The sequence below is a fragment of the Collimonas sp. OK412 genome (assembly GCF_900112135.1).
Taxonomy (GTDB): Bacteria; Pseudomonadota; Gammaproteobacteria; order Burkholderiales; family Burkholderiaceae_D; genus Collimonas; species Collimonas rhizosphaerae.
On sequence record NZ_FOLC01000008.1, the window covers coordinates 170,048 to 192,788 of the forward strand.

Here is a 22,741-nt window from a genome sequence, read left to right on the forward strand (position 1 = left end):
GTATTTAATGCCACATTCAGATGCATCCGCCGGTTCCGACCCGCAAGCACTCCATATACTGCAAACGGTATTCGGTTATCCCTCTTTCCGTGGCCAGCAGGCTGAGATTGTCAGCCATGTAGCCAACGGCGGCGATGCGCTGGTATTGATGCCGACCGGCGGCGGCAAGTCGCTGTGCTACCAGATCCCGGCCCTGCTGCGGGACGGCGTCGGCGTGGTGGTGTCGCCGCTGATCGCGCTGATGCAGGATCAGGTCGATGCGCTGGCCGAAGTCGGGGTGCGCGCTGCTTTCCTGAATTCGACGCAAACCTACGAAGAAGCTTCGCAGATCGAGCGCCGCGTGCGCAGCGGCGATCTCGACCTGGTGTATGTGGCGCCGGAACGCTTGCTGACTCCGCGCTGCCTGGACCTGCTGGAGTCGTCCAGGATTGCCTTGTTCGCCATCGACGAGGCGCATTGCGTATCGCAATGGGGGCATGACTTCCGTCCCGAATATATCAAGCTGTCGATCCTGCATGAGCGCTTCCCGCAAGTGCCGCGGATTGCGCTGACGGCGACCGCCGACCAGCAGACCCGCGAGGAAATCGCGCTGCGTCTGCAGCTGGAGCAGGGCGCGCGTTTCGTTTCCTCTTTTGACCGTCCCAATATCCGCTACCAGATTGTCGAGAAAGCCAACGGCCGCAAGCAGCTGCTCGATTTCATCCAGAGCGAACATGCGGGCGACGCCGGCATCGTGTATTGCCTGTCGCGCAAGAAGGTGGAAGAAACCGCTGAATTCCTGGAGCAGCAGGGGATCCGGGCCTTGCCCTACCATGCCGGCATGGACTATGCAAAACGAACCAAGAACCAGGGCCGCTTCCTGCGCGAGGACGGCATCGTGATGGTGGCCACCATCGCCTTCGGCATGGGGATCGACAAGCCGGATGTGCGTTTTGTCGCCCATCTGGATCTGCCGAAAAGCATAGAGGGCTACTACCAGGAAACCGGCCGCGCCGGCCGCGACGGCGCCCCTGCCAATGCCTGGATGGCGTATGGCTTGCAGGATGTGGTGCAGCAGCGGCGCATGATCGACGAATCCGAGGCCGGCGAAATCTTCAAGCGGGTGCTGGGCGTCAAGCTGGATGCGATGCTCGGCTTGTGCGAGACCTTGCATTGCCGGCGCGTGCGTTTGCTGGATTATTTCGGCCAGGGTTCCGAGCGCTGCGGCAATTGCGATACCTGCATGAGCCCGCCTGTATCGTTCGATGCGACCGTGGTGGTGCAAAAGCTGCTGTCGACGATCTACCGGGTCGACCAGCGTTTCGGCGCGATGCACGTGATGGATGTGTTGCGCGGCATAGATTCCGACAAGATCAAGCAGTGGCGCCATGACCAGCTTTCCACCTTTGGCATCGGCAGCGACCGCAGCGAAGCCGAATGGCGGGCGATCCTGCGGCAGTCGATTGCGCTGGGCCTGATCACGGTCGACCATGAGGCATACAGCGCCCTCAAGCTGACCGATGCGGCGCGGCCGGTACTGCGCGGCGAGCAGCAGGTGCAGTTGCGCGAGTACCAGAAACCGGTCAAGCAAAAGCGCAGCGGCAGCAAGCCCAAGGGGTATGTCGAAACCGACCTGTCGACGCTGGAGCAGGCGATTTTCGAGAAGCTGCGCTGGTGGCGGGTCGAGACTGCGCGCAAGCACAATGTCCCCGCTTACGTCATCTTCCACGACGCCACCATGCGCGAAATCGCCAAGGCGCAGCCGTCGTCGCTGGATGACCTGCGCGGCGTCAGCGGCGTCGGCGAGAAAAAGCTGGAGACCTACGGTGCGGAAATCGTTGAGCTGATTGCCGAATTTGCCTGACGTCCCGGCGGCGCCCGACAGCAGTGCCGCCCAATTCCTTAAATCGTAGTGCCTAAGGCCGCCATCAAGGCTTGGCGGATTTTCGCTTCTTGCGGTGCTACGCCAAAACCTACCATCACGCCCTGTGCATCAAAGAAGCGGCAAATGGTGGTCGCGCCATCCAGTTCGGTTTCCCAGCGGCCCGCCGCCACTGTGTGCGACGGCGGCGGCACCAGCGCCAGCGGATAGCTCGGGGTCTTGACGATCACCGGCGAATGTTTCAGGTCGATCGCGGTATCTTCGCCCGTCAGGGTCTTGGCAATCGCGCGTGCCGCGGTAAGGATCGGCGCGATGTATGGCAGGGGACTGGTGCGGCCTTCGCTGTCGACACGGTACTCGGCGCAATCTCCGAGCGCATACACGTCGGCGGCGCTGGTGCGGCCATGGCTGTCAATCATGATGCCGCGGCCGGTAGCCAATTTGGCTGCTTGCGCCAGCGCCAGGTCAGGACGCAGGCCGACTGCGGACAGGACCACATCGGCAATCACCACTTCGCCGTTCGACAAGGTGAGCTTGATCGCGCCGTCGGCATGGTCGATGCTGGCGGCGGTTGTGCCGAGCTGGAGGGCGATGCCGCGGGCAGTCAGCGCGGCATGCAAACCTTCCGATAAAGCCGGCGCCGCCAGCGCAGCCAATGGCAGCGAATTGGGATCGATCAGCGTCACCGTGTGGCCATGTGCTGCGAGGTCGTCGGCGAATTCGCAGCCGATCAGGCCGGCGCCCAGGATCGCCACGCGCGCCGTTGCCTGCTGGTCAGGCAGCAGCTTGGCGCGGAAGGTGGCGTAGTCTTCGATGTGGTTGACCGACAGCACGCGGTCGGCGGCGTCGCCGGCGATGTTCAGTCGGATAGGCTGGGCGCCTACGGCAATCACCAGGTGCGCGTATTCGAAAGCGCCCATGCTGGTATCGACCACCTTGGCCGCGGTGTCGATGCCGTTGACGCGGGTCTTGGTCATGATGTTGGCGCCGATCTGTTCCGCCATCTGCACCGCGCTTTGCGAGATCAGCTGCGCCGCCAGTTTCTTTTGCGCGAAAGCGTTGGACAGCATCGGCTTGGAATAGAAACCGCCATCGTCGGCAGTAATGATCAGCAGCGCGGCCGTCTTGTCCAGCTTGCGCACCTCGCGCGCCAGGGAATATGCAGCCATGCCGGCGCCGATGATGATGATGGGTTTCATGAATGTCCTGAAAGGTGGTTGGCGGCAGCGAGGAACGCGATGCGCGGCATGTTCGCCGCCGCGAAGTTTGCGGCGGCCAATTTTACAACAAGCGCCCGGATCTCGGCCATTGCAAGATTAGGCCCGGCGACGACGGCGGCCTGGTTGCCTTCTGCCATCGCCGGGAGGAGGAATTTCAGATGATATATAAAGGTAAGTTGATTATCTGTAAGGGAGGTGATAATAGTTTTTAAGATTTAATTTAATAAGTTCAATAGTTTTTATAAATCATGCTATGAAATAGCTGTTCACCATGCGAAATTCACATGGTCGGCCGCGACCAGTCTGATAAAATCAATGACTTTCACTTGTTACGCTTGGGGACAGACGCATATGGATTCGATGATCGATAAAAAAGAAGAACTTCGTCAACAATTGCGTCAGGCGGCGCTTGAGTACCACGAGTTTCCGACCCCGGGGAAAATCAGCGTTACCCCGACCAAGCTATTGACCAACCAGCGCGACCTGGCGCTGGCATATTCGCCAGGCGTGGCTGCGGCTTGCGAAGAAATCGTGGCCGATCCGGCCAATGCTTTCCGCTACACCGCGCGCGGCAACCTGGTCGCCGTGATCACCAACGGCACCGCCGTGCTTGGCCTGGGCAACATCGGGCCGCTGGCGTCGAAGCCGGTGATGGAAGGCAAGGGCGTGCTGTTCAAGAAATTCGCCGGCATCGATGTCTTCGATATTGAAATCAACGAAACCAATCCGGAAAAGCTGTGCGACATCATCGCTTCGCTGGAGCCGACCTTCGGCGGCATCAACCTGGAAGACATCAAGGCGCCGGAATGCTTCGAGATCGAACGCAAGCTGCGCGACCGCATGAAGATCCCGGTATTCCATGACGACCAGCACGGCACCGCCATCATCGTCGGCGCGGCGATCCTGAACGGCCTGAAAGTCGTGGGCAAAGACATCAAGAGCTGCAAGCTGGTGGTGTCGGGCGCGGGCGCCGCGGCGCTGGCCTGCCTGGACCTGATCGTTGACCTCGGTTTCCCGATCGAGAATATTTTCGTCACCGACCTGGCCGGCGTGGTCTATAAAGGCCGGGTTGAACTGATGGACCCGGACAAGGAACGTTTCGCCCGCGAGACCGATGCGCGCACCCTGGCTGAACTGATTCCCGGCGCCGACATTTTCCTCGGCCTGTCGGCCGGCGGCGTGCTCAAGCAAGACATGGTGAAGGCGATGGCGGCGCGGCCGCTGGTGCTGGCGCTGGCCAACCCGACGCCTGAAATCCTGCCGGAAGACGTCAAGGCGGTGCGCGACGACGCCGTCATGGCGACCGGCCGTTCGGACTATCCGAACCAGGTCAACAACGTCCTGTGTTTCCCGTACATTTTCCGCGGCGCCCTCGATTGCGGCGCCACCACCATCACCCGTGAAATGGAAATCGCGGTGGTGCATGCGATCGCCGAACTGGCGCAAGCCGAACAGTCGGACATCGTCGCAACGACGTACGGCATCACCAACCTGTCGTTCGGCCCTGAGTACATCATTCCAAAGCCGTTCGATCCGCGCCTGATGATCAAGATCGCGCCGGCGGTGGCCAAGGCTGCCGAGGCGTCCGGCGTCGCCAGCCGTCCGATCAAGGACATGGAAGCCTACATCGACAAGCTGCAGCAGTTCGTTTACCGCAGCGGCACGTTCATGCGGCCGCTGTTCCAGGCGGCCAAGAAGACGTCGGCCGAGAAAAAGCGCATCGTGTACGCCGAAGGCGAAGAGGAGCGCGTACTGCGCGCAGTGCAGGTGGTGGTTGACGAAAACCTGGCGCGTCCGATCCTGGTCGGCCGGCCTGCGGTGCTGCAGCAGCGCATCGAGCGCTTTGGCCTGCGCCTGAAAGCGGATGTCGATTTTGAAGTCATCAATCCTGATTTCGACGAACGCTATCGCGACTACTGGCAGACTTTCCTGGCGATGACCAAGCGCCAGGGCGTGACCGAACAGTACGCCAAGCTGGAAATGCGCCGCCGCCATACGCTGATCGGTTCGATGGCGATCCACAAGGGCCATGCCGACGGCATGATCTGCGGCACCTACGGCACTACCAGCCTGCATTTGAACTATATCGACAAGGTGCTGGGCCGCCGCGATGGCGTCAATGTCTACGCCGCGATGAATGCGCTGATCCTGCCGAGCCGGCAGCTGGTGCTGGTCGATACCCATGTCAACGAAGATCCGACTGCCGAGCAGCTGGCGGAAATCACGATCCTGGCCGCGGAAGAAATGCTGCGTTTCGGCATCAAGCCGCGCGCTGCCTTGCTGTCCCATTCCAATTTCGGCACCAGCAACAGCGCTTCGGCGCAAAAAATGCGGAATGCCTTGGCCATCATCAAGGAGCAGGCGCCGGATCTGGAAGTGGACGGCGAAATGCACGGCGACACCGCGCTGGATACCGAGCTGCTGCGCAAAGTGATGCCGGATTCAGCCCTGAAAGGCGACGCCAACCTGCTGGTGATGCCTAACATCGACGCTGCCAACATCGCCTACAACCTGCTCAAGAATACCTGCGGCAACGGCGTTGCGGTTGGTCCTATCCTGCTCGGCTGCGCCAAGCCGGTCCATATCCTGACGCCGTCGGCCACCGTGCGCCGCATCGTCAACATGACTGCGCTGTGCGTGGTGGATGCGATTTCCGCGCGCTAAGCCAGAAACAGCAATAAAACATCAGCAGGAATAGAAGGACCCAGCTTTACCGCCAAGTGACCGGCGGCAAAGCTGGGTCTTTTTTTTGTGCCATGCATCTCCGGCGCGGATAAAACGTGTAAATTGCAATAAAAACAGTGGCATTCCAATGTGAAAAAATACGCGCCAGGAGATGCGATGCCCCAATATCCCAAGAGCCCGCTGATGGGGCAGATGATGAGCCAGCCGTTGCTCATCTCCAGCATTATCCAGCACGCCGACCGCTATTTCGGCCGCAATGAAATCGTGTCGCGGCGGGTCGAAGGCGATCTCCACCGTTATACCTATAGCGATTGCCACCGGCGCGCGCGCAAGCTCGCCAATGCCCTGGCTGCGCTAGGTGTGGGCATGGGCGAGCGGGTCGCTACGCTGGCCTGGAACGGCTACCGGCACATGGAAGCGTACTATGCGGTGTCCGGGTCGGGAGCGGTGCTGCACACCATCAATCCGCGCCTGCATCCGGACCTGATCGGCTATATCGCCAACCACGCCGAAGACCAGTACCTGCTGTTTGATATCTGCTTCCTGCCGCTGGTCGAGGCGGTCGCGCCGCTGGCCAAGACCATCAAGGGCTACATTGCCTTGTGTGCTCCTGAACACATGCCGCCAGAGAGCAAGCTGCCGAACCTGCTGTGCTATGAAGCGCTGCTGGAGGCCAGTTCGGACGACTACGACTGGCCCCTGTTTGACGAGAATTCAGCTTCCAGCCTGTGTTATACCTCCGGCACCACCGGCAACCCCAAAGGCGCCCTGTACTCGCATCGTTCAACGGTATTGCATTCGCTGGCGTCGATCATGCCCGACACCATGAACATATCGGGGCGCAACGCCGTGCTGCCGGTGGTGCCGATGTTCCACGTCAATGCTTGGGGTCTGCCCTATGCGGTGCCGATTACCGGCGCGAAGATGGTGTTCCCGGGCGCCGCGCTGGATGGCAAATCGCTGTATGAACTGTTCGAGCAGGAGCAGGTGACGATCTCCGCCGGCGTGCCGACCGTCTGGCTTGGCCTGCTGAATTACCTGGACCAGAACCAGCTGAAATTTTCCAGCTTCAAGCGCACCATCATCGGCGGCTCCGCCTGTCCGCCGGCGATGATGCAGGCTTTGCGCCATCGCCATGGCGTCGAGGTGGTGCACGCCTGGGGCATGACCGAGATGTCGCCATTGGGCACCTCCTGCTGCCTGCAGACCAGGCATCTGTCGCTGCCGGTCGAACAGCAGGAACTGCTGCTGCAAAAGCAAGGCCATGTGATCTACGGGGTCGACATGAAGATTGTCGACGACGCCGGCAAGGAACTGCCGTGGGATGGCGAAACCTACGGCAATCTGCTGGTCAAGGGGCCGTGGATCATCGATACCTATTTCAAGAATGAGGGCGGGGCGGTGCTGCAGGATGGCTGGTTCGCTACCGGCGACGTGGCGACCATCGACGCCGACGGCTACATGCAGATCACCGACCGCAGCAAGGACGTCATCAAGTCAGGCGGCGAGTGGATCAGCAGCATAGACCTGGAAAACATCGTGATGGCGCATCCGGCGGTGCAGATGGCCGCCTGCATCGGCATCTTTCATCCGAAGTGGGATGAGCGGCCATTGCTGGTGGTGGTCCGGAAGCCGGGCATGGAAGTGGACAGCGCGCAGCTGCTCAAATTTTTCGAGGGCAAGGTCGCCAAATGGTGGACGCCGGACGATGTGGTGTTTGTCGACGCCTTGCCGCTGGGCGCCACCGGCAAGCTGCTGAAAAACAAATTGCGGGAACAGTTCAAAGGGCATGTCTTGCCAACCGCGTGACGCCTGACGCCTGACGCCAGGCGCCGGCGGGTTTATTCAAATTCTCCCGCCTGTTTCCACGGCACGCGTCCAGTCTGTACTTTGTTGGCGGCGCGATCGCAATGATCGGGATGGTCGTCAAAAAACATGTGGGGCTTGAACGCGGACAGCACATCAGATTTGACGATGCCGCCCATGAAAAAGGTTTCGTCGATCGCTACATTCCAGGCGCGCAAGGTGCGGATCACCCGCTCATGGGCCGGCGAAGAGCGCGCCGTGACCAGTGCGGTGCGGATAGGCGCCGCATGCCCGTCCGGATTCTTGAAATTATTCTGGATATAGGACAGCGCCAGCAGCAGCCGTGCAAACGGACCTTGCGGCAGCGGCAGCAAAGCGTTTTCGCGCTCGTGTTTTTCAAAGGCTTCAATCCCCTCGGTCTGGTAAATCCTTTCCGATTCATCCGAAAAAATCACGGCGTCGCCGTCGAAAGCGATACGGATCTGTTCCAGCTCTTCCAGCGCGTTCTCCGGCTTTTGGTACAGCAAAGCCGCCGCCACGCCGGAGTTGACGGCTGCCTGCACGTCATCTTCATGCAAGGATAAGAACAGGCTGACATTGAAAGCCTGCAGGTAGGGCGCCAGCGAAGCGCCGCCGGACAATACGGCGCGCGTGATGTCGAGGCCGTAATGCTTGATCGAATTGAAGATGCGCATCGAGGTCTCGCTGGAATTGCGCGACATCACGACCACTTCGACAAAACGCTGGCCTGTCAGGCGGTTCAGTTTCAGCAGCGCCTTGACCAGGGCGAACCCGGCCCCCGGCTTGAGGATTTCATTTTCGTTGAGCAGCTGGTGGCGGCGATATTCTTCCAGGCCGTGCTGGCGAAAGATGGCCTCTTCGGTCTCCAGGTCAAATAGCGCGCGGGATGAAATCCCGATCACCAGCAAATTATCTAAGGACTGCGGCATAGGCGGTGGTCTTAAGGATGTAGCGGGAGCGCTCATTATAGGCGCTTGCTTAAGCACCGACGGGGCAGCAAGGCCGAGTTTGTCTGGTGGTGTTTTTTACAATGATTCTTGCAATGTCGAAGGCGGCATGTTCCCTGCTGTTACGTTACATGTTACGTGTCAAAGGCCTCTGCAGTACCGGCCGCATTTTCCCGGAATGTTGTTGGAAATCGCTGTTAGTCATTGATTTTAAAGATCTTTATTTTCGATTTGTGAAATTGGATGAGCTGCACGGACTGCTGTTTCGAGGGCGTTTCCGGCTGGCACGCTCTTTGCGAAAAGACAGTAGGCAGAGCTTTATCCGATTCATCAAAAAGGGAGATCGATCATGAAAGCATTGAAAAAGAACGAGTTGCTTGCAGCATCCATATTGCTGACGGCGTTGTTGACAGGTTGCGGCACCAGCGACGGTTCGCTTAGCCATACTGCGACGCCTGCGGGCGGCAACCCTGATGGCAGCGGCACGCCTACCACTCCAGTTACGCCAATCACGCCGACTGCCAGTTCGTCCAATCTGGTTTCGAACCTGGGCACCACCGTATCAAGCGTAGGTACAGCGGTAGACGGCGTCGGCAGCACGCTGATCAACCAGCTGCCGCTGGTTACACCTGGCACCAAGACTGCATTGAACGGCGTGGTTGACAATGCCAGCGGCATCGTCACCGTGCTCGGCGGCGGCTTGACGAATGGCCTGGGCCAAATCGGCACGGCGCAGAATCCGATCGGCATCACGGCCGGCAGCGCAGGCGGAGTGGTGGCACAGGTCGGTGCTACCGTCAACAGCGCCGGCCAGGTAGTCACCAGCCTTGGCAGCAGCGGCCCGCTTAGCGCCCTGGCGCCGGTGACAGCACCGGTCGGCGGCCTGGTCAGCACCATAGGCAACACCATTTCCGGCACCGTAGCGCCAACGCTGACTACCGCATTGACCACCGGCCCGGTACAGCAAGTCACGCAAACTGTGAGCAGCGCGATCGTGCCTTTGACCAACACTGCTGCGACCTTGCTCCAGACCGCGGGTAACGCGACTGCGCTGAACCAGCCGGCCAATCTGCTGCTGGGCGTGGTTGGCGGCACTGTCGCCAGCGTCGGCAGCGGCTTGACCACTTCGGGCGTGCCTGTCGTCAGCAACGTCGGCCCGGTCGTGAACAACGCCGGCAACCTGGTGGGCAGCCTTGCTGTCAACGGCATAACCACCACTGGCCAGCCGTTGCTGGGCAACCAGACCGGCGGTGTCTTGCAGCCGGCTGACAATGCGCTGGTTGGCGCCCTTGCCGGGCCATTGGCTCCAGTGGTCGGCGTGGTCAACGGCCTGACTGGCAGCCTGGCCGGTAGCCTGGGCGGCGCAGCCGGCGGTAGCGGCCCTCTCGCGCCTGTCACCGGCCTGTTGGGCAGCTTGACCGGCGCTGTGAGCGGCGCCGGCGGCAGCAGCAATCCCTTGGCTCCGGTAACCGGCCTGCTGGGCAGCGTGAGCGGCGTGGCCGGCTCCGGCGGCAGCACCGGCAACCTGCTGGCACCAGTGACCAACCTGGTTGCCGGCTTGACCACAACAGTGTCCTCCGGCGCCGCCAGCACCACAGGCAGCGGCCAAACCTCAGGGCTGCTGAGCGGCTTGCTGGGTGGTTTAACCAAAAAATAAGCAGTAGCGATGGTTTGCAAAAAGCCTTGGTTTTTACCGAGGCTTTTTTTTGGGTTATGCGGAAAAACAGCCAGGCTGTACAGAGGCGAAATGGCAACGTACGCAACAACAAAATAGTTGCACAGGATGAATTATTGCCGTAATTTAACAGTGACTTCAGGTCCCGATGAATAGACAGGTTTTGCCGTCGATAACGAACGAGAGCCGTAGCCGCATGCAATTATCCAAATCGAAGTGCTACCGCCGCGCCGCGGTAATCATGGTCAGCGGCGCATGTTTGCTCACTACGTCGTATCCATTGCCGGCACACGCCGATGCGCGCAGCCCGGTGCAAGGCAACCCGATCGATACCTTGCCCAAGGCAGAGGCGCCGCCAAGCGCGCCGGTGACCATCAATGTCCAGACCCAGGCAGTCGATCCTGCGTTGCAAAATCTGCTGGCCAGCCATCTGACGCCGTCGCGTTTCCAGATTGCCGGCGTCAAGACGCTGCCGTTTGAACAGGTAGCCGCGCTGTTCGCGCCGCTGGCCAACCGTGATACCACCGTCGCCGAATTGCTGGCTGCCGCCAACAAGGTCACGCAGATGTACCAAGACCAGGGGTATCCGCTTTCCTTTGCCTTTATCCCGGCCCAGAGTTTCGAGGGCAACGTGGTGGTGGTCACGGTGGTCGAGGGCTATGTCAAGAATGTCAAGGTAGAAGGCAATCCCGGCGGCAGCGAAGAGCGCCTGAAGCGGGTTGCCGAACAGCTGCAGCAGGACCGGCCGCTGCGGCGCGCCACTTTTGAACGGGTGGCCGGCATTCTCAGCTTGCAGCCGGGCGTCAAGATTGTCGCCAACGTGGCGCCGCCCACCACGACCGACGGCGCCGCCGATATGGTACTGACAGTGACGCGGCGCCCGATTACAGTCGGCGTTGGGGCCGATTACCGGCAGCCTGGCATCCGTGGCTTGCTCACCGCCAGCACCAACGGCTTGACGCCCTTGGGCGAGCAGGTGACCGTCAGCACATTGCAGCCGAGCGGGCCGCAAGATGAAAAGTATTATGCGATCAATTATGTCCAGCCGATTGGCACCGATGGCTTGCTGGCCAGGCTGAACTGGTCCGACTATCGCGCCAAACCGGAAAATTCGGCATTGGAAAACATCCAATTCCAGAATCGCTATCAAACCAAAACCGTACGCGCTGGCGGTTCTCTTAGTTATCCGGTGATACTTGATAACACGCATAACCTGACTGTCACCGGCGGCGCTTATGCCGCTGAAAATACCCAGGTGTATACCCGTTCAGTACCGGTCACGCCGATGTCGATTCAGCTCAGTTCGCAGGTGCGGGTATTGAGCGCCGAGGTCGCCTGGACCGATGTCAAGACCAGTCCGGAAAAACTGCAGCAGACGCGCCAGTTGAATGTCGGCGTATATAAAGGCGTGGACGCGCTCGGCGCCAAGCGCGAGAACAGCAATGTCGACCTGGGCTTTACCAGGGTCACGATGCAGGCAGCGCAATCGAACCAGCTGCCGGGGGGCTTCGGCGTCGCGGTGGCGGTCGGCACGCAATACAGCAGCAATATCTTGCCGACCTCCGAGCAGATCGGCTTCGGCGGCAAGCTGTTCGGCCTCGCATATCCGGCCGGCGAACTGGCAGGCGACAAGGGCTGGGGCATATCGGCTGAAATCAATCGCCGGTTCCCGGTGAGCTACACCTATCTGAAGTCGGTGCAGCCATATTTTCTGGTGGATCACTCCCGAATTTATTCGAATGCGGGTCCTTTGATCCACGATACTTTGGGTTCTGTTGCGCTGGGGGTACGCTTTTCGGATGGTCGTTATTACACCCTGGACCTGTCGCTGGCGAAGCCGGTGGCGGATGTTCCTGTCAATTCCAGCTCGAGATCGCCGCGTGTGAATGCGAGCTATTCGTATCAGCTGGATTAAATTTCACGACGCCTTGGCTGGATTGAATCTCGGGCCACGTACTACCGCCGGGTTTTTTGTCGGCTTGGGACGATTTGCTGTCCATGTTCGTACCGACTCCAACGTTAAGGAAGTATCGCGCATCTGTCGCTAAAAACAGTAGTTCTGCGCACCGATCCATGGTGTGCGGTTGTGTGCAAAAGTGGTAAGACCAATCTGTATTTTTATCATGAACAAGATTGTAGAAAGTGCATGCTGACAATCGAAATTTTAGCTTGCCCAAAAGTAATTATTGGTTGCCTTGGTGTAACTATTATTTTCATAATGTAAAATGCTATTTCAAGCCAAAACCTTGTTTTCCCTATGAAGAACCGACTAGAGGGATTGCTCTAAGAATATGTTTCTTAAAGGAAAAATTTATCTTGAGGTAATTTTTAATCGGGGCTATGCTGATACCGCGTAGTCTGAATTCAGAGGGTTTGATTTGCGGCTGAATGTGGAGTCGTTCGACCGCGGATTGTTGCGCAAAAAGGCTGCAGATTTAATGAGGTATGTGCTTTTTCAGGAGATCACAATGAACGCCAAATTAATGAAATTTCTTCGGGATGAGGATGGCATCACCGCTATTGAATATGGTCTGATCGCTGGATTGGTGGCGGTAGCGCTTGTAATCGGCGTCGGATTCTTGACCGGCTCGGATGATTCCACCGGCCTGAAAGGCATCTTTCATGGCATCGGCACTAAATTGACCAATCTCGCGACTTCTGTCGGCACTTGATAGAAGCGCATATCAGCCTGGCGTCACGGACTGTCCAACTATTCCCAACGTCTAGTTGGACATAACCGAAATGTTGAATAATTTTTCTTCTATGCCAACGCTGTTCCTAGCGTTTTGCAGCACGATATTCTTTTACGATTATTTGTTTCGTCGCGTTCCCAACGTATTTTTGCTGATTGCGATCACTGTGCAACTAGCATGTTTTATGTTGTTGGGGGGGGGATTGAATGGCATCGGTTGGGTGAGTGCCTTATCAGGCTTTGCAGTCGGGATGGCATTTTTTTTACCACTGTATGCGTTGCGGGCGATGGCTGCTGGCGACGTTAAATTTTTTGCCGTGATTGGCTTTTTGCTTGGCCCCGGGGCGCTATTGCCAGTCTTCTTGATAGCGTCGTTGCTTGCAGCCGTTCATGCACTAATGTTTTATATATCACGATTGGGGTTTGCTCCGAATTTGCAGATGGCAGCGGTCCGGTTTCAGCGGTGGCGGCCGTACCGATGGGTGCTGGAAAAACGCGGTAATCGCGTTGGGATTCCCTATGCAGCGTACCTCGCTGTGGCAGCCGGCTTGATGCAAATGAATGGTGCATGGATAGTGTCGGGTCTTATCTGAATCCTTATTCGCGCCACGCAGACAGGCGCAGCAGGTGCCGGTGATGTACTGATCGTATTTGCAGTAAAGATCGGGAGCAGGGATGTATAAAAAATATAAATATGCGGTCCCCTCCGCCATGAGAACGGAGGGCAAGAATTTCGCTCAACGCGGTATTGCAGCCATAGAATTCGCCTTGGTGTTCCCGGTATTTTTCATGCTGTTGTACGGCATCATTACCTATGTCCTGATTTTCCTGGCCCAGCAATCGCTGGCATTGGCAGCTGAAGAAGGCGCACGTGCAGCTCTGCGGTACACCACGGCAGACCGCGGTGTTATTGGCTGCAGCACCGCTACCCAACTGATCAAATGGCTAGGCACCGATTCTGGCGGTAACCCAATAGCTACCTGCACCCCGGTTGGGCCGGTTGCCTGTGCCCTCCCTGTGGGCACCAGTGCGCAATGCATCACGGTCAGAGTTGTCTACCCATATAGCAGCAAGCCGCTAGTGCCGTTGCTGCTGGGATCGTTAATGAGTGTCGCGATACCTAACAAACTGGCGAGCTCAGCCACGGTGCAAATTAATTGAAGAAGGTCGGTTGACGTTTGAGGAAGCTGAATCTTGTTTGCGTTGCAGTGCACTAGAGTTTTTCCGCCAGTGCATCTGCGTGTGTGTGACTTAGCGTCTTTCGTCAATTCGAATTTGGCATGGAAACCACTTTGAACAATCTCTTCGTTCGGACAGGCCTTGAGTACACGCTATGAATAACCTGACAAAAATTGTTGCGGCGATATTGGTAGTGGCGGCGCTTGGTTTGGCGTTTGTGGCCTGGTGGCTGGGTAGTCGCCCACCACCGACAATTTCTACCGCACAGCCGGCGGTCATCGCCAAGTCTTCCAAACAATACGAAGTCATAGTGGCGGCGCGGGTACTAGAAGCGGGCAAAGCGATCGCTACCGACGACATCAGCCTGGTGACTTTGCCGATCAATCCGGCCGGCGCATATAGCCAGGCAAGTTCAGTGGTTGGAAAAATACCATTGATCCAAATCGGCACCGGTACGCCGATTACCGAAAGTGGTTTGGCCAGCGGCTTGGCGGTGAAACTGGCGGACGGCGAGCGTGCAGTGGCCATCCCTGTCGACGAAATTGTTGGCGCCGGAAACCGAGTCCAGGCTGGTGATTATGTAGATGTGTTTTTTACGCTCAAGCAAGGCCAGGAAATCGAAAAAACGCAATCGCGCTTGCTGATGTCGCGCCTGCACGTGTTGTCATATGGCGCCACTGTAATAGGTACAGCCACCGCTGGCGGCAGTGTCGGAGCTGTGCCGTCTCAACAGGCGCCGCAATCAGTCCAGCCGCCGCCATCGCAGCAAGGCCAGCAGGTCGCTCGTACCGCAGTGCTGGCAACGCCGGTTGCCGATGTTAACCGGCTGCTGTTGGCAACCCAGAATGGCAAATTGATGCTGGCGTTACGCAATCCCAGCGATGAGGCAATTCCAGATATGGCGCTATTCCCGGCGCCGGCCCCAGTGATCTCAGGCAAGAAGGATTTGACGCGCGATCAGAAAGAGGCATTGAAACAACCTGATAACCAGGCTTTTGCCGGCATGGAAATGAACGGATTGGCCGGAGATGCCAGGTCGCAGGCAAGCCGCAAATCGAACGCTGTACCAGGGGCAGCGTTGGCGCGCGGCGCAAGTCCCTCCGGAACTGTCGAAGTAATCCGCGGTACGCAGCGAGAGTCCGTGGCTTTTTGACGCAAAGATGTTTTTCAATGATGGGTTTATATCAATAACAGGATTGACCGCAACTCATGAAAATTCACGACCTAGTTCTGCCAATGTTGCTAAGTGCTGGCGCAATTCCCGCATTTTCCTTGGCCGCTGCCGCTGACATTACGCTTGGGATGCGTGAACAGCAAAGCTTGCCGGTTGCAGGTACGCTGGAACGCATTGCTGTAGCCGATCCGGAAGTGGCGGATGTGCTGATGGTGCGCGGCTCCGGCGGCAAGAATGGTAGCGTGATTTTGGTAGGGAAAAAGGCCGGAACCACCACTGTAACCGCATGGGCCAAGGGACTGCCGGCCAATACGTGGAGAGTGACGGTGCAGGGCGATGTGCAAGCGGCCCTGGCAGGACAGGGAGGCGCTGAGGTAAAGGTTCGCGGCGCATCGAGCGTCATCAGTGGACAGGCCCCATCGTTATTGGAGCATACAAAAAGCAGCGCTGCCGCAGCTGACGCAACCGGAAAAGGCAAAGTGCTGGATATCTCGACCATCGATAGCGGCAATGTAGTACAGATCGATGTCAAGATTGTCGAATTCAGCAAATCGGTATTAAAAGAAATTGGCTTTGATTTCGGATTGCTTGTGAACCGTGGCAATTTCAGCTTCAATTTGTCGAGCAATCTCGCGTCCAATGGACTGTCGTCTGCCGCCTCAGCGTTCAATTTGTTGACCAAGTTTAGCCGAGGCAGTTACAGCTTGAGTAATAATCTGCGGCTGATCGAAGGCAACGGCATGGCGCGGGTGCTGGCTGAACCGTCCTTGACTGCACTTTCCGGCCAAAGCGCAAGTTTCCTGGCTGGTGGCGAACTGCCTATTCCGCAATCCGGCGGCCTCGGCACCACAACTATTGTCTACAAACCCTTTGGCATAGGCCTGACCGTATCGCCGACCATACTGGCGAAGGGCCGGATTGCTCTGAAAGTCGCACCGGAGGCCAGCGATGTTGACTATAGCAAGACAGTTACCGCCGACGGCATATCGGTTCCTTCGATTACCACCCGGCGCGCGGATACGACGGTCGAATTGGGCGACGGAGAGAGTTTTATCATTGGTGGCCTGGTTTCGCGCACCACTCAATCGAATGTCAACAAGATCCCGCTGCTCGGTGATTTACCGATTATTGGTAGTTTTTTTCGGAACATGAGCTACTCCCAGGCTGACAAAGAGCTGGTGATCATAGTTACACCACACGTGGTTCAGCCTATCGCCAAGAATGTACCGCTGCCGCTGCCGGGAGACAGTCAGGAGCGACGGAATACTGCCAGTACCGCGTGGGGAAGTTATCTGTTAGGAGGAGCGAGCCGCGACGAATTGCCGGGATTTTCAAAATAAGCGCCCAATTTCTTGGATCACATGATGAATGCTCGTAACAAGGCTTTGAATGAACTGACGGCGCTTAGCCGTTTCGTCTTCTGTTCGCGCAACAGCACGCAAGCAGAATGGCTGGGTGCGGCCCTTGGCAAATGGGGCACGCTATTGCAGGAAAAAGCCGATGTAGCGGAATTGCTGTCGCGCATAGTGGAGCTCAATCCTTTGCTGGTGCTGCTGGATTTCTCAGGTATAGAGCAAGTAAGCGACCACGCCGGCGTCCTGTCGCTTGACTCTCTGGGCACAACCGCGCATGCAACCGAATTGGCGCGCGCCCTGAGTAAAACCCTTCCGACTTTGCCTTTGGTGGCGGTCGGCTCCATGGCGTTTCCCGAAGGGACGATTGCGGCCTTGCGTGCAGGCGTCAGCGATTTCATCGACGTCAGCGCTTCCGAGGATGAAGCGCGCGATGTGGTGCAGCGGGTGCTGGCCAAGGCTGCTGCGCGAGCCCCGGCGCCGGTCAAGCGCGGCCAGCTGGTGACCTTGCTCGGCGTACGTCCGGGTATCGGCACCAGCACATTGGCAGCGCACCTGGCGGACATGATCCAGCTGCGCAGTACCAGTCACGGCGGCAAGCGGAATGCGACCGACAGCCGGGTCGCATTGCTTGACCTGGGCTTGCCGGCCGGGGATGGCAAGCTGTACCTGAGCGCCAACGGCAATTTCGATTTTGCCGAAGCGGTGCGCAACCTGCGCCGTCTTGACGAGACCCTGGTGCATACGGCACTGCCGCGCAGCCCTGGCGGCGTTACCGTGATTTCCCTGCCGCACAGCCTGAGCGAAATGCGCACGGTGTCGCACCACGATGCACTGGCCTTGCTGGATCGGCTGCGCCTGTACTTTGACGTACTGATCGCCGATCTCGGCGGCTTCACCAATCATGAATTCATCGCCAACCTGACCGGCGCCGCCGACCAGGTATGGCTGGTGACCGACCAGAGCGTCGGCGCCCTGGTGTCGCTGGCGGGCACCTTGCAGGAACTGAACGGCCGCCATCCCGACGACGGCAAGCGCCATCTGGTGGTGAACCGTTACGACGATCGTTTCGGCATGGCGGCAAACCAGATTGCCGAGCGTTTCAAATTGCCCTTGCTGGCGACTTTGCCGGAACGTACGCTGAAGCTGACCTCCAGCGCCAACCGCGGCAAGCTGCTGCATGAAGTTGCTCCGCACGATACTTACGTCAAAGCTGTGGACGGCCTGATCGATGGCTTGCTCAGCCATGATGAGACGGCAGCGCACAAACATGGAGTGGAACGCTGGCTGCCGAAAATTTTATTGCGAAAATAAGTAAGCAAGTAAGCAAGCAAGCCGATTTAGATACGATGCACGCCGCTGTCTCAGAACCTGGCCAGGAAAAGACAGGAAAAGGCGGCCCCTGATGAAAGACGGGAGAAACGAACGTGAGTAACCAGATTGAATTTGCCGACGACGATCAAGCGTTTACAAACACCCAGGAATTCCAGGATATCAAGACTGCGGCCTACGATCATCTGCTGACGCGGATTGAAGAACTGGGGGCGGAGTTCGGCCGCTGGTCGCGCAGCGCGATCCAGCAATTCGTCAATCTGGACGTCGACGGTTTTGTCCGCCTGCAGCGCATTCCCTTGAATGAAGCCGAAGTACGGCAGATCGCCGACGCCCTGACCAAGGAACTGGCGGGCCTGGGGCCGCTGGAAGACCTGCTGGCCGACATGACGGTCGAAGATATCCTGATCAACGGTTACAACGACGTGTTTGTTTCGCGCCACGGCGTATTGCAGCGTGAGACGCTGCGCTTTACCGACAACGCCCATCTGCTGCGCATCGTCAGGCGCATCCTGGCGCCGCTGGGACGCCGGCTGGACGAATCGAATCCGATGGTCGACGCCCGCTTGCCCGACGGCGGCCGGCTCAACGTGGTGATCGAACCGTTGTCGGTGGATGGGCCAATGGTGTCGATCCGGAAATTCCGCAAGGAGCCGCTGAAACCTACCGACCTGCTCAATCTCGGCACCATGAACGAGGAAATATATTCGCTGCTGGATAATGCGGTCAAAGCCCGTTGCAATATCCTGGTCTCGGGCGGCACCAGCTCCGGTAAAACATCTTTGCTGAACGCGCTGGCATTTTTCATTCCGGAGAACGAACGTGTGGTGACAGTGGAAGACACAGCAGAGCTGTCGCTCAACCATCCGCACGTGGTGCGCCTGGAATCGCGCCTGGGCGGCTTCGAAGGCAGCGGCGCAGTCAGTATCCGCGACCTGATCCGCAACAGCCTGCGGATGCGGCCGGACCGGATTATTGTCGGCGAGGTGCGCGGCGCCGAAGTATTGGAAATGCTGCAAGCCATGAATACCGGCCATGACGGCTCGATGGGAACGATCCACGCCAATACACCGCGCGAATGCTTGTACCGGATCGAAATGCTGGCAGGGTTTGCCGGCTTCCAGGGAAGCGAAAGCAGCCTCAGGCGGCAAATTGCCGGCGCCCTTGATTTCATTGTGCAGATCGGCCGGCTCTCCAATGGCCGCCGCCGCATCGTCTCTATTACCGAAGTCACCGGCATGGGCGACAACATCATCACCCTGCAGGAACTGTATCGGCATGAAAGCTATATCGGACCGGATGGTGAAGAAGCGGATCGCTGGATATCGCTTGGTATTTTCCCGCACGCGCCAAAACTGCAGCGCCAACGGCAGCTTGGCCAGCAAAGCACCGGCAGTCCGAATACAGGTGGCCTTGGCCATAGCACGACAGGTAGCCAGCAGGGAAGGCGCTAATCATGCATATCGCCTTATGGCTGCTTGCTGCAGCCTTGTTGTTGACCGGCACCGCGTTGTGGTTGTGGCAGCGGGCACAACAGCGTGCGCAGCAAGATGTCAGCGCCGCATTTGTGAATCGGCAGATCCAGGGGATGCAGCAAGCTCAGAAGCTGCCTCTCGACCAGGGCGAAACGGAGCCGAAACTGCAGCTGCGGATAGAGGCTTTGCGCCATTTCTTTATGCGTGCCGGAATCCAGCATCCCACCGGAACACTGTATTTCCAGCTGCTGACGCCAGGATTCATCCTGATCCTGCTGGCGTTGGTACTGGGTGGGTGGCTGTCTGCGTTGGGTACGTTGTTGTTGTACATCTTGCTGATGATTTTTTATTTTTGGCTCAGAACTTCGAAGCTGCAACGCACCATGGTGCGGCAATTGCCGGGATTCCTGGATACCCTGGTACGCCTGGTCACCATCGGCAACAGCATAGGTTCTGCCTTTCAAACCGGAATACTTGGGACCGAAGGACCGCTGCGGGTAGTCCTGGATCGCGCCAACCGGCAAGTACAGGCTGGGGTGGAATTGGAACATGCTTTACGTCAGCAGGCCGCGATTTTCCGGTTTAAGGAACTGGATCTGGTTGCCGCCGTCATTGGCGTTTCTGCCCGCTTTGGGGGACGTTCCGATCTGGTCCTGGAGCGCATGGCCGCGTTCATGCGCGACCTGGAACATGCGCAGAATGAATTGTCCGCGCTCTCTGCAGAAATTCGCTTGTCGGCCTGGATCATGGGCATATTGCCTGTGGCTATCGGCATGTTCCTGATCATTTTCAATAACGACATGTTTGTCAATATGTGGCATGACCCGATTGGGAAAAAAATGCTGATCGGCGCGGTCTTGCTTGAAATGATGGGCGGCTATGGATTGTTTCGGCTGGCGCGAACGGTTTGATGGCAATTGAACGTTGCATGAGGCGGAGTCAAGGTGAACACGACACAACACATCCTCATTATCTTGGCGATCTTGTTGCTGGCGGCGGCATTGCTGCTGGTGGGCGGCGCGCTGCTGGCGAGAGCATGGCGGCTCAAGCGGAATCTGGCTACGATCGAACTCAAAATTGCCGCACATGATAAACCTGGGGCCGCGCCAGATGGAAACAAGCCAGGCTGGCGCGATCGCCTGGTTTCACTCAGTGCCAGTTGGCTGGATACGCCATTGGGCCGACAGCTTGTGGCGGAAGAAGACCGTCATCTGCTGGATCAATGCGGCGTCAATGATCTGCACGGGAAGTCCCTGTTTTTCTTGGCCAGGGTGGTGCTGGCGATCTGTTTTCCGCTGCTGGGCATATTGCTGTTTAACCGGGGAGGATGGTCATCGCTTTTGCTGATTATTTTTTTTGGCATCGCTTTGGGATACATGTTGCCGAAATGGGTGATGCGCCGGGTCGCTGTAAAACGCCAGCGTCTGGCGGCCGAGGAACTGCCATTGCTGATTGATTTGCTGCGTTTGCTGCAGGGGGTAGGTTTGTCGGTTGACCAGAGTTTGCATGTCATTGAAAACGAATTCAGCAATGTGCTGAAGGTGCTGGGAGAGGAATTGACTATCGCCGGCCGCCAATACAGTACAGGACGCAGTCGGGAGCAATCGATGCGGCGGTTCTCCACGGTGTTTGACAATGAAGACTTGCGCGCGGTATCGCGCTTGCTGGTGCAGGTAGAGCATCACGGCGGCGCTGTGCAAGAGCCGCTCAAGCAATTCAGTGAACGGATCCGCGAGCAACGCAAGCTGGACATGAAGGAAAAAGTAGGAAAGCTGACAGTGAAGATGACCGGAGTGATGGTAATGACGCTGTTGCCGGGATTATTGGTGATTACCGGAGGGATCGGTTTCCTGGCGGTGATCAGGGCTATATCGAAAATGGGCGCAAGTTTATGAAATCTTTCATGACGCAGGCAAACACTGCCGATCAGGGACAACATCATGTTCTGTCAATCAGGGTTTTGCCATTCCTGATCGTGCTTGCTTCAACATTGCTGGCCGCTTGTTCCACCAATTCTGCAAAGGTATATGCGCAGCAGAACGAAGCAGCGCTGCTGCGTCAGCAAGAAGAGGAGAAAGCGCCGACACCGGACAATAAAGGCATGTATCTGGGCCTGATCCGGCAAATGCAGGAGCAGGGCATGTACTTTGCGTCGCTGGCGCATATCGATGCTTACGAACAGAAAAATGGCAGCGCACCTGAGGTGCAGCGCTTGCGCGCCGACGCTTTGCGCGAAACGAGACAAGGCGCCGCAGCGGAAACTGCTTACCGGAAACTGCTGAATTCTTCTGAAGCTGGCGCTGCCTGGCACGGCCTGGGCTTGCTGGCGGCACAAAACGGCGATTACAAGGGTGCAGCCGCATCGTTGCGGGAAGCTGTAAAAGTGGAGCCGACTAATCCTGTGATGCTGAGCGACCTGGGTTACGCAATGTTGCGCAGTGGCGATATCGCTGCCGCCCGTGTGCCGCTGGCGCAGGCTGCGGAGCTGGCGCCGGACAATCGCAAGATGATAGGGAATCTGGCGCTGTTGCTGCTGGTTTCCGGCGATGTGGAAAAAGCGCGCGCCGTGATGGACAAAGCGGCCCTGCCTGCAGACAGCCGTGCGGCTGTCTATGGATTGGCCGCGGAAATCGGACAACAGCGGCCGACGGTGGTTGCAGCTCAAGATCCTGCTGGCAGCGTGAAATCCATTGCGAGCGGAGCTGCCGCTACGGCAGCCAAAAAGACAAATCCGACAGTGCCGCCTGCGACGCCGTTCCAGTCGATGCTGGACCGGTTTGGCAATGGCGGCTGACCGTTATGCAGTTTAATTTTTGTTCAAGAGGTCGACAAATGAAAGCGCAAGAAATTCTCGGTCAATGCATTCTGTTTGTCGGCTCAGCGTTGCTGGCAACTGGCGGAATTTCGAGTGTGCGCGCGCAGAATATGCCGCGCCTCACCGCTCAACAGCTGCAAGAACCTGCCGCGACAGCCAAAGCAGTGCCGGCGCCGGCGCCACTGCCTATGGCGGCTGGTGCATCAGCCACGGTTCAGCCAGCAGTTGCCGCAGCTCAGCCCGCTGCCGCTACGCCTGTCAGGCAGCCGGAAACGCCGGCGTCAACCGAGTCTGAAACAGGAATACGGGTCGGTGACGTCACTCATGTCTTGCTGCAGGCGCAAGTGGACGGTCGTGTCGCAGGCCCGCGTTTGCCGATGCTGGGTGTAACGGCGGACGCCAGCTGGCAGCGTTATCTGGATAGTTTCAAGCACCCGTTGCCGGAATATTTTGAAAATAAAATATCGAAGAGCGGTTCAAACTGATTTTCCAATGTGAATAGCGCCA

At 58.0% G+C, this 22,741-nt stretch carries 18 protein-coding genes; 16 read left to right on the top strand and 2 right to left on the bottom strand.

What is annotated here, in order from left to right:
* The first annotated feature begins 7 nt into the window (after nucleotides 1-7).
* Nucleotides 8-1,843: a DNA helicase RecQ gene (recQ, locus tag BM062_RS11230; protein WP_092396806.1), complete on the top strand. Its 1,836-nt coding sequence runs from the start codon at nucleotides 8-10 to the stop codon at nucleotides 1,841-1,843.
* 38 nt (nucleotides 1,844-1,881) lie between these two features.
* On the opposite strand, the gene BM062_RS11235 is transcribed toward recQ, so the two are convergent.
* On the bottom strand, nucleotides 1,882-3,060 hold the full coding sequence (locus BM062_RS11235) for an FAD-dependent oxidoreductase (protein WP_175500963.1): 1,179 nt from the start codon (nucleotides 3,058-3,060) through the stop codon (nucleotides 1,882-1,884).
* Nucleotides 3,061-3,432: 372 nt separating this feature from the next.
* On the opposite strand from BM062_RS11235, the gene BM062_RS11240 reads away from it, so the two are divergent.
* On the top strand, nucleotides 3,433-5,745 hold the full coding sequence (locus BM062_RS11240) for an NADP-dependent malic enzyme (protein WP_092396810.1): 2,313 nt from the start codon (nucleotides 3,433-3,435) through the stop codon (nucleotides 5,743-5,745).
* 177 nt (nucleotides 5,746-5,922) lie between these two features.
* On the top strand, nucleotides 5,923-7,575 hold the full coding sequence (locus BM062_RS11245) for a 3-(methylthio)propionyl-CoA ligase (protein ID WP_092396812.1): 1,653 nt from the start codon (nucleotides 5,923-5,925) through the stop codon (nucleotides 7,573-7,575).
* Nucleotides 7,576-7,607: 32 nt separating this feature from the next.
* On the opposite strand, the gene BM062_RS11250 is transcribed toward BM062_RS11245, so the two are convergent.
* Nucleotides 7,608-8,522, bottom strand: a complete 915-nt coding sequence (locus BM062_RS11250) for a 5'-nucleotidase (protein ID WP_092396814.1) — start codon at nucleotides 8,520-8,522, stop codon at nucleotides 7,608-7,610.
* 367 nt (nucleotides 8,523-8,889) lie between these two features.
* On the opposite strand from BM062_RS11250, the gene BM062_RS11255 reads away from it, so the two are divergent.
* The 13 genes from BM062_RS11255 to BM062_RS25015 all read left to right on the top strand — a co-directional run bounded on the left by BM062_RS11255 (nucleotide 8,890) and on the right by BM062_RS25015 (nucleotide 22,719).
* Complete coding sequence (locus tag BM062_RS11255; RefSeq protein ID WP_092396816.1) at nucleotides 8,890-10,197, top strand: collagen-like triple helix repeat-containing protein; 1,308 nt, start codon at nucleotides 8,890-8,892, stop codon at nucleotides 10,195-10,197.
* Nucleotides 10,198-10,411: 214 nt separating this feature from the next.
* Entirely contained in the window at nucleotides 10,412-12,130 is a 1,719-nt protein-coding gene (locus tag BM062_RS11260) for a ShlB/FhaC/HecB family hemolysin secretion/activation protein (protein WP_254785041.1), read from the top strand.
* Nucleotides 12,131-12,683: 553 nt separating this feature from the next.
* Nucleotides 12,684-12,887 (top strand): Flp family type IVb pilin, encoded by a 204-nt coding sequence (locus BM062_RS11265; protein WP_092396878.1) that lies wholly within the window; start codon nucleotides 12,684-12,686, stop codon nucleotides 12,885-12,887.
* Between the two features lie 70 nt (nucleotides 12,888-12,957).
* Nucleotides 12,958-13,500 (top strand): A24 family peptidase, encoded by a 543-nt coding sequence (locus tag BM062_RS11270; protein ID WP_139220029.1) that lies wholly within the window; start codon nucleotides 12,958-12,960, stop codon nucleotides 13,498-13,500.
* An 82-nt stretch (nucleotides 13,501-13,582) separates the two neighbouring features.
* Nucleotides 13,583-14,068: a TadE/TadG family type IV pilus assembly protein gene (locus BM062_RS11275; RefSeq protein ID WP_254785042.1), complete on the top strand. Its 486-nt coding sequence runs from the start codon at nucleotides 13,583-13,585 to the stop codon at nucleotides 14,066-14,068.
* A 172-nt stretch (nucleotides 14,069-14,240) separates the two neighbouring features.
* Nucleotides 14,241-15,239, top strand: a complete 999-nt coding sequence (gene cpaB / locus BM062_RS11280; RefSeq protein WP_092396822.1) for a Flp pilus assembly protein CpaB — start codon at nucleotides 14,241-14,243, stop codon at nucleotides 15,237-15,239.
* Between the two features lie 56 nt (nucleotides 15,240-15,295).
* Nucleotides 15,296-16,600, top strand: coding sequence for a type II and III secretion system protein family protein (locus BM062_RS11285; RefSeq protein ID WP_092396824.1), 1,305 nt, complete (start codon nucleotides 15,296-15,298; stop codon nucleotides 16,598-16,600).
* Between the two features lie 21 nt (nucleotides 16,601-16,621).
* Entirely contained in the window at nucleotides 16,622-17,926 is a 1,305-nt protein-coding gene (locus tag BM062_RS11290) for an AAA family ATPase (protein WP_092396826.1), read from the top strand.
* 113 nt (nucleotides 17,927-18,039) lie between these two features.
* Nucleotides 18,040-19,398 (top strand): CpaF family protein, encoded by a 1,359-nt coding sequence (locus BM062_RS11295; protein ID WP_092396828.1) that lies wholly within the window; start codon nucleotides 18,040-18,042, stop codon nucleotides 19,396-19,398.
* A 2-nt stretch (nucleotides 19,399-19,400) separates the two neighbouring features.
* Nucleotides 19,401-20,330, top strand: a complete 930-nt coding sequence (locus BM062_RS11300) for a type II secretion system F family protein (RefSeq protein ID WP_092396830.1) — start codon at nucleotides 19,401-19,403, stop codon at nucleotides 20,328-20,330.
* Between the two features lie 33 nt (nucleotides 20,331-20,363).
* Nucleotides 20,364-21,314: a type II secretion system F family protein gene (locus tag BM062_RS11305; protein WP_092396832.1), complete on the top strand. Its 951-nt coding sequence runs from the start codon at nucleotides 20,364-20,366 to the stop codon at nucleotides 21,312-21,314.
* An 8-nt stretch (nucleotides 21,315-21,322) separates the two neighbouring features.
* The gene (locus BM062_RS11310) at nucleotides 21,323-22,213 is read left to right on the top strand and encodes a tetratricopeptide repeat protein (RefSeq protein WP_092396834.1); all 891 of its coding nucleotides are present in this window, start codon (nucleotides 21,323-21,325) and stop codon (nucleotides 22,211-22,213) included.
* A gap of 38 nt (nucleotides 22,214-22,251) precedes the next feature.
* Nucleotides 22,252-22,719, top strand: coding sequence for a DUF3613 domain-containing protein (locus BM062_RS25015; RefSeq protein WP_254785043.1), 468 nt, complete (start codon nucleotides 22,252-22,254; stop codon nucleotides 22,717-22,719).
* The last annotated feature ends 22 nt before the right edge of the window (nucleotides 22,720-22,741 follow it).

What these genes read in the sequence shown, in the direction of transcription:
- BM062_RS11260 (WP_254785041.1), top strand. Translation starts at nt 10,412, where the DNA reads ATGCAATTATCCAAATCGAAGTGCTACCGCCGCGCCGCGGTAATCATG.
- recQ (WP_092396806.1), top strand. Translation starts at nt 8, where the DNA reads ATGCCACATTCAGATGCATCCGCCGGTTCCGACCCGCAAGCACTCCAT.
- BM062_RS11275 (WP_254785042.1), top strand. Translation starts at nt 13,583, where the DNA reads ATGTATAAAAAATATAAATATGCGGTCCCCTCCGCCATGAGAACGGAG.
- BM062_RS11245 (WP_092396812.1), top strand. Translation starts at nt 5,923, where the DNA reads ATGCCCCAATATCCCAAGAGCCCGCTGATGGGGCAGATGATGAGCCAG.
- BM062_RS25015 (WP_254785043.1), top strand. Translation starts at nt 22,252, where the DNA reads ATGAAAGCGCAAGAAATTCTCGGTCAATGCATTCTGTTTGTCGGCTCA.
- BM062_RS11290 (WP_092396826.1), top strand. Translation starts at nt 16,622, where the DNA reads ATGATGAATGCTCGTAACAAGGCTTTGAATGAACTGACGGCGCTTAGC.
- BM062_RS11310 (WP_092396834.1), top strand. Translation starts at nt 21,323, where the DNA reads ATGACGCAGGCAAACACTGCCGATCAGGGACAACATCATGTTCTGTCA.
- BM062_RS11250 (WP_092396814.1), bottom strand. Translation starts at nt 8,522, where the DNA reads ATGCCGCAGTCCTTAGATAATTTGCTGGTGATCGGGATTTCATCCCGC.
- BM062_RS11285 (WP_092396824.1), top strand. Translation starts at nt 15,296, where the DNA reads ATGAAAATTCACGACCTAGTTCTGCCAATGTTGCTAAGTGCTGGCGCA.
- BM062_RS11300 (WP_092396830.1), top strand. Translation starts at nt 19,401, where the DNA reads ATGCATATCGCCTTATGGCTGCTTGCTGCAGCCTTGTTGTTGACCGGC.
- BM062_RS11270 (WP_139220029.1), top strand. Translation starts at nt 12,958, where the DNA reads ATGTTGAATAATTTTTCTTCTATGCCAACGCTGTTCCTAGCGTTTTGC.
- BM062_RS11255 (WP_092396816.1), top strand. Translation starts at nt 8,890, where the DNA reads ATGAAAGCATTGAAAAAGAACGAGTTGCTTGCAGCATCCATATTGCTG.
- BM062_RS11235 (WP_175500963.1), bottom strand. Translation starts at nt 3,060, where the DNA reads ATGAAACCCATCATCATCATCGGCGCCGGCATGGCTGCATATTCCCTG.
- cpaB (WP_092396822.1), top strand. Translation starts at nt 14,241, where the DNA reads ATGAATAACCTGACAAAAATTGTTGCGGCGATATTGGTAGTGGCGGCG.
- BM062_RS11240 (WP_092396810.1), top strand. Translation starts at nt 3,433, where the DNA reads ATGGATTCGATGATCGATAAAAAAGAAGAACTTCGTCAACAATTGCGT.
- BM062_RS11265 (WP_092396878.1), top strand. Translation starts at nt 12,684, where the DNA reads ATGAACGCCAAATTAATGAAATTTCTTCGGGATGAGGATGGCATCACC.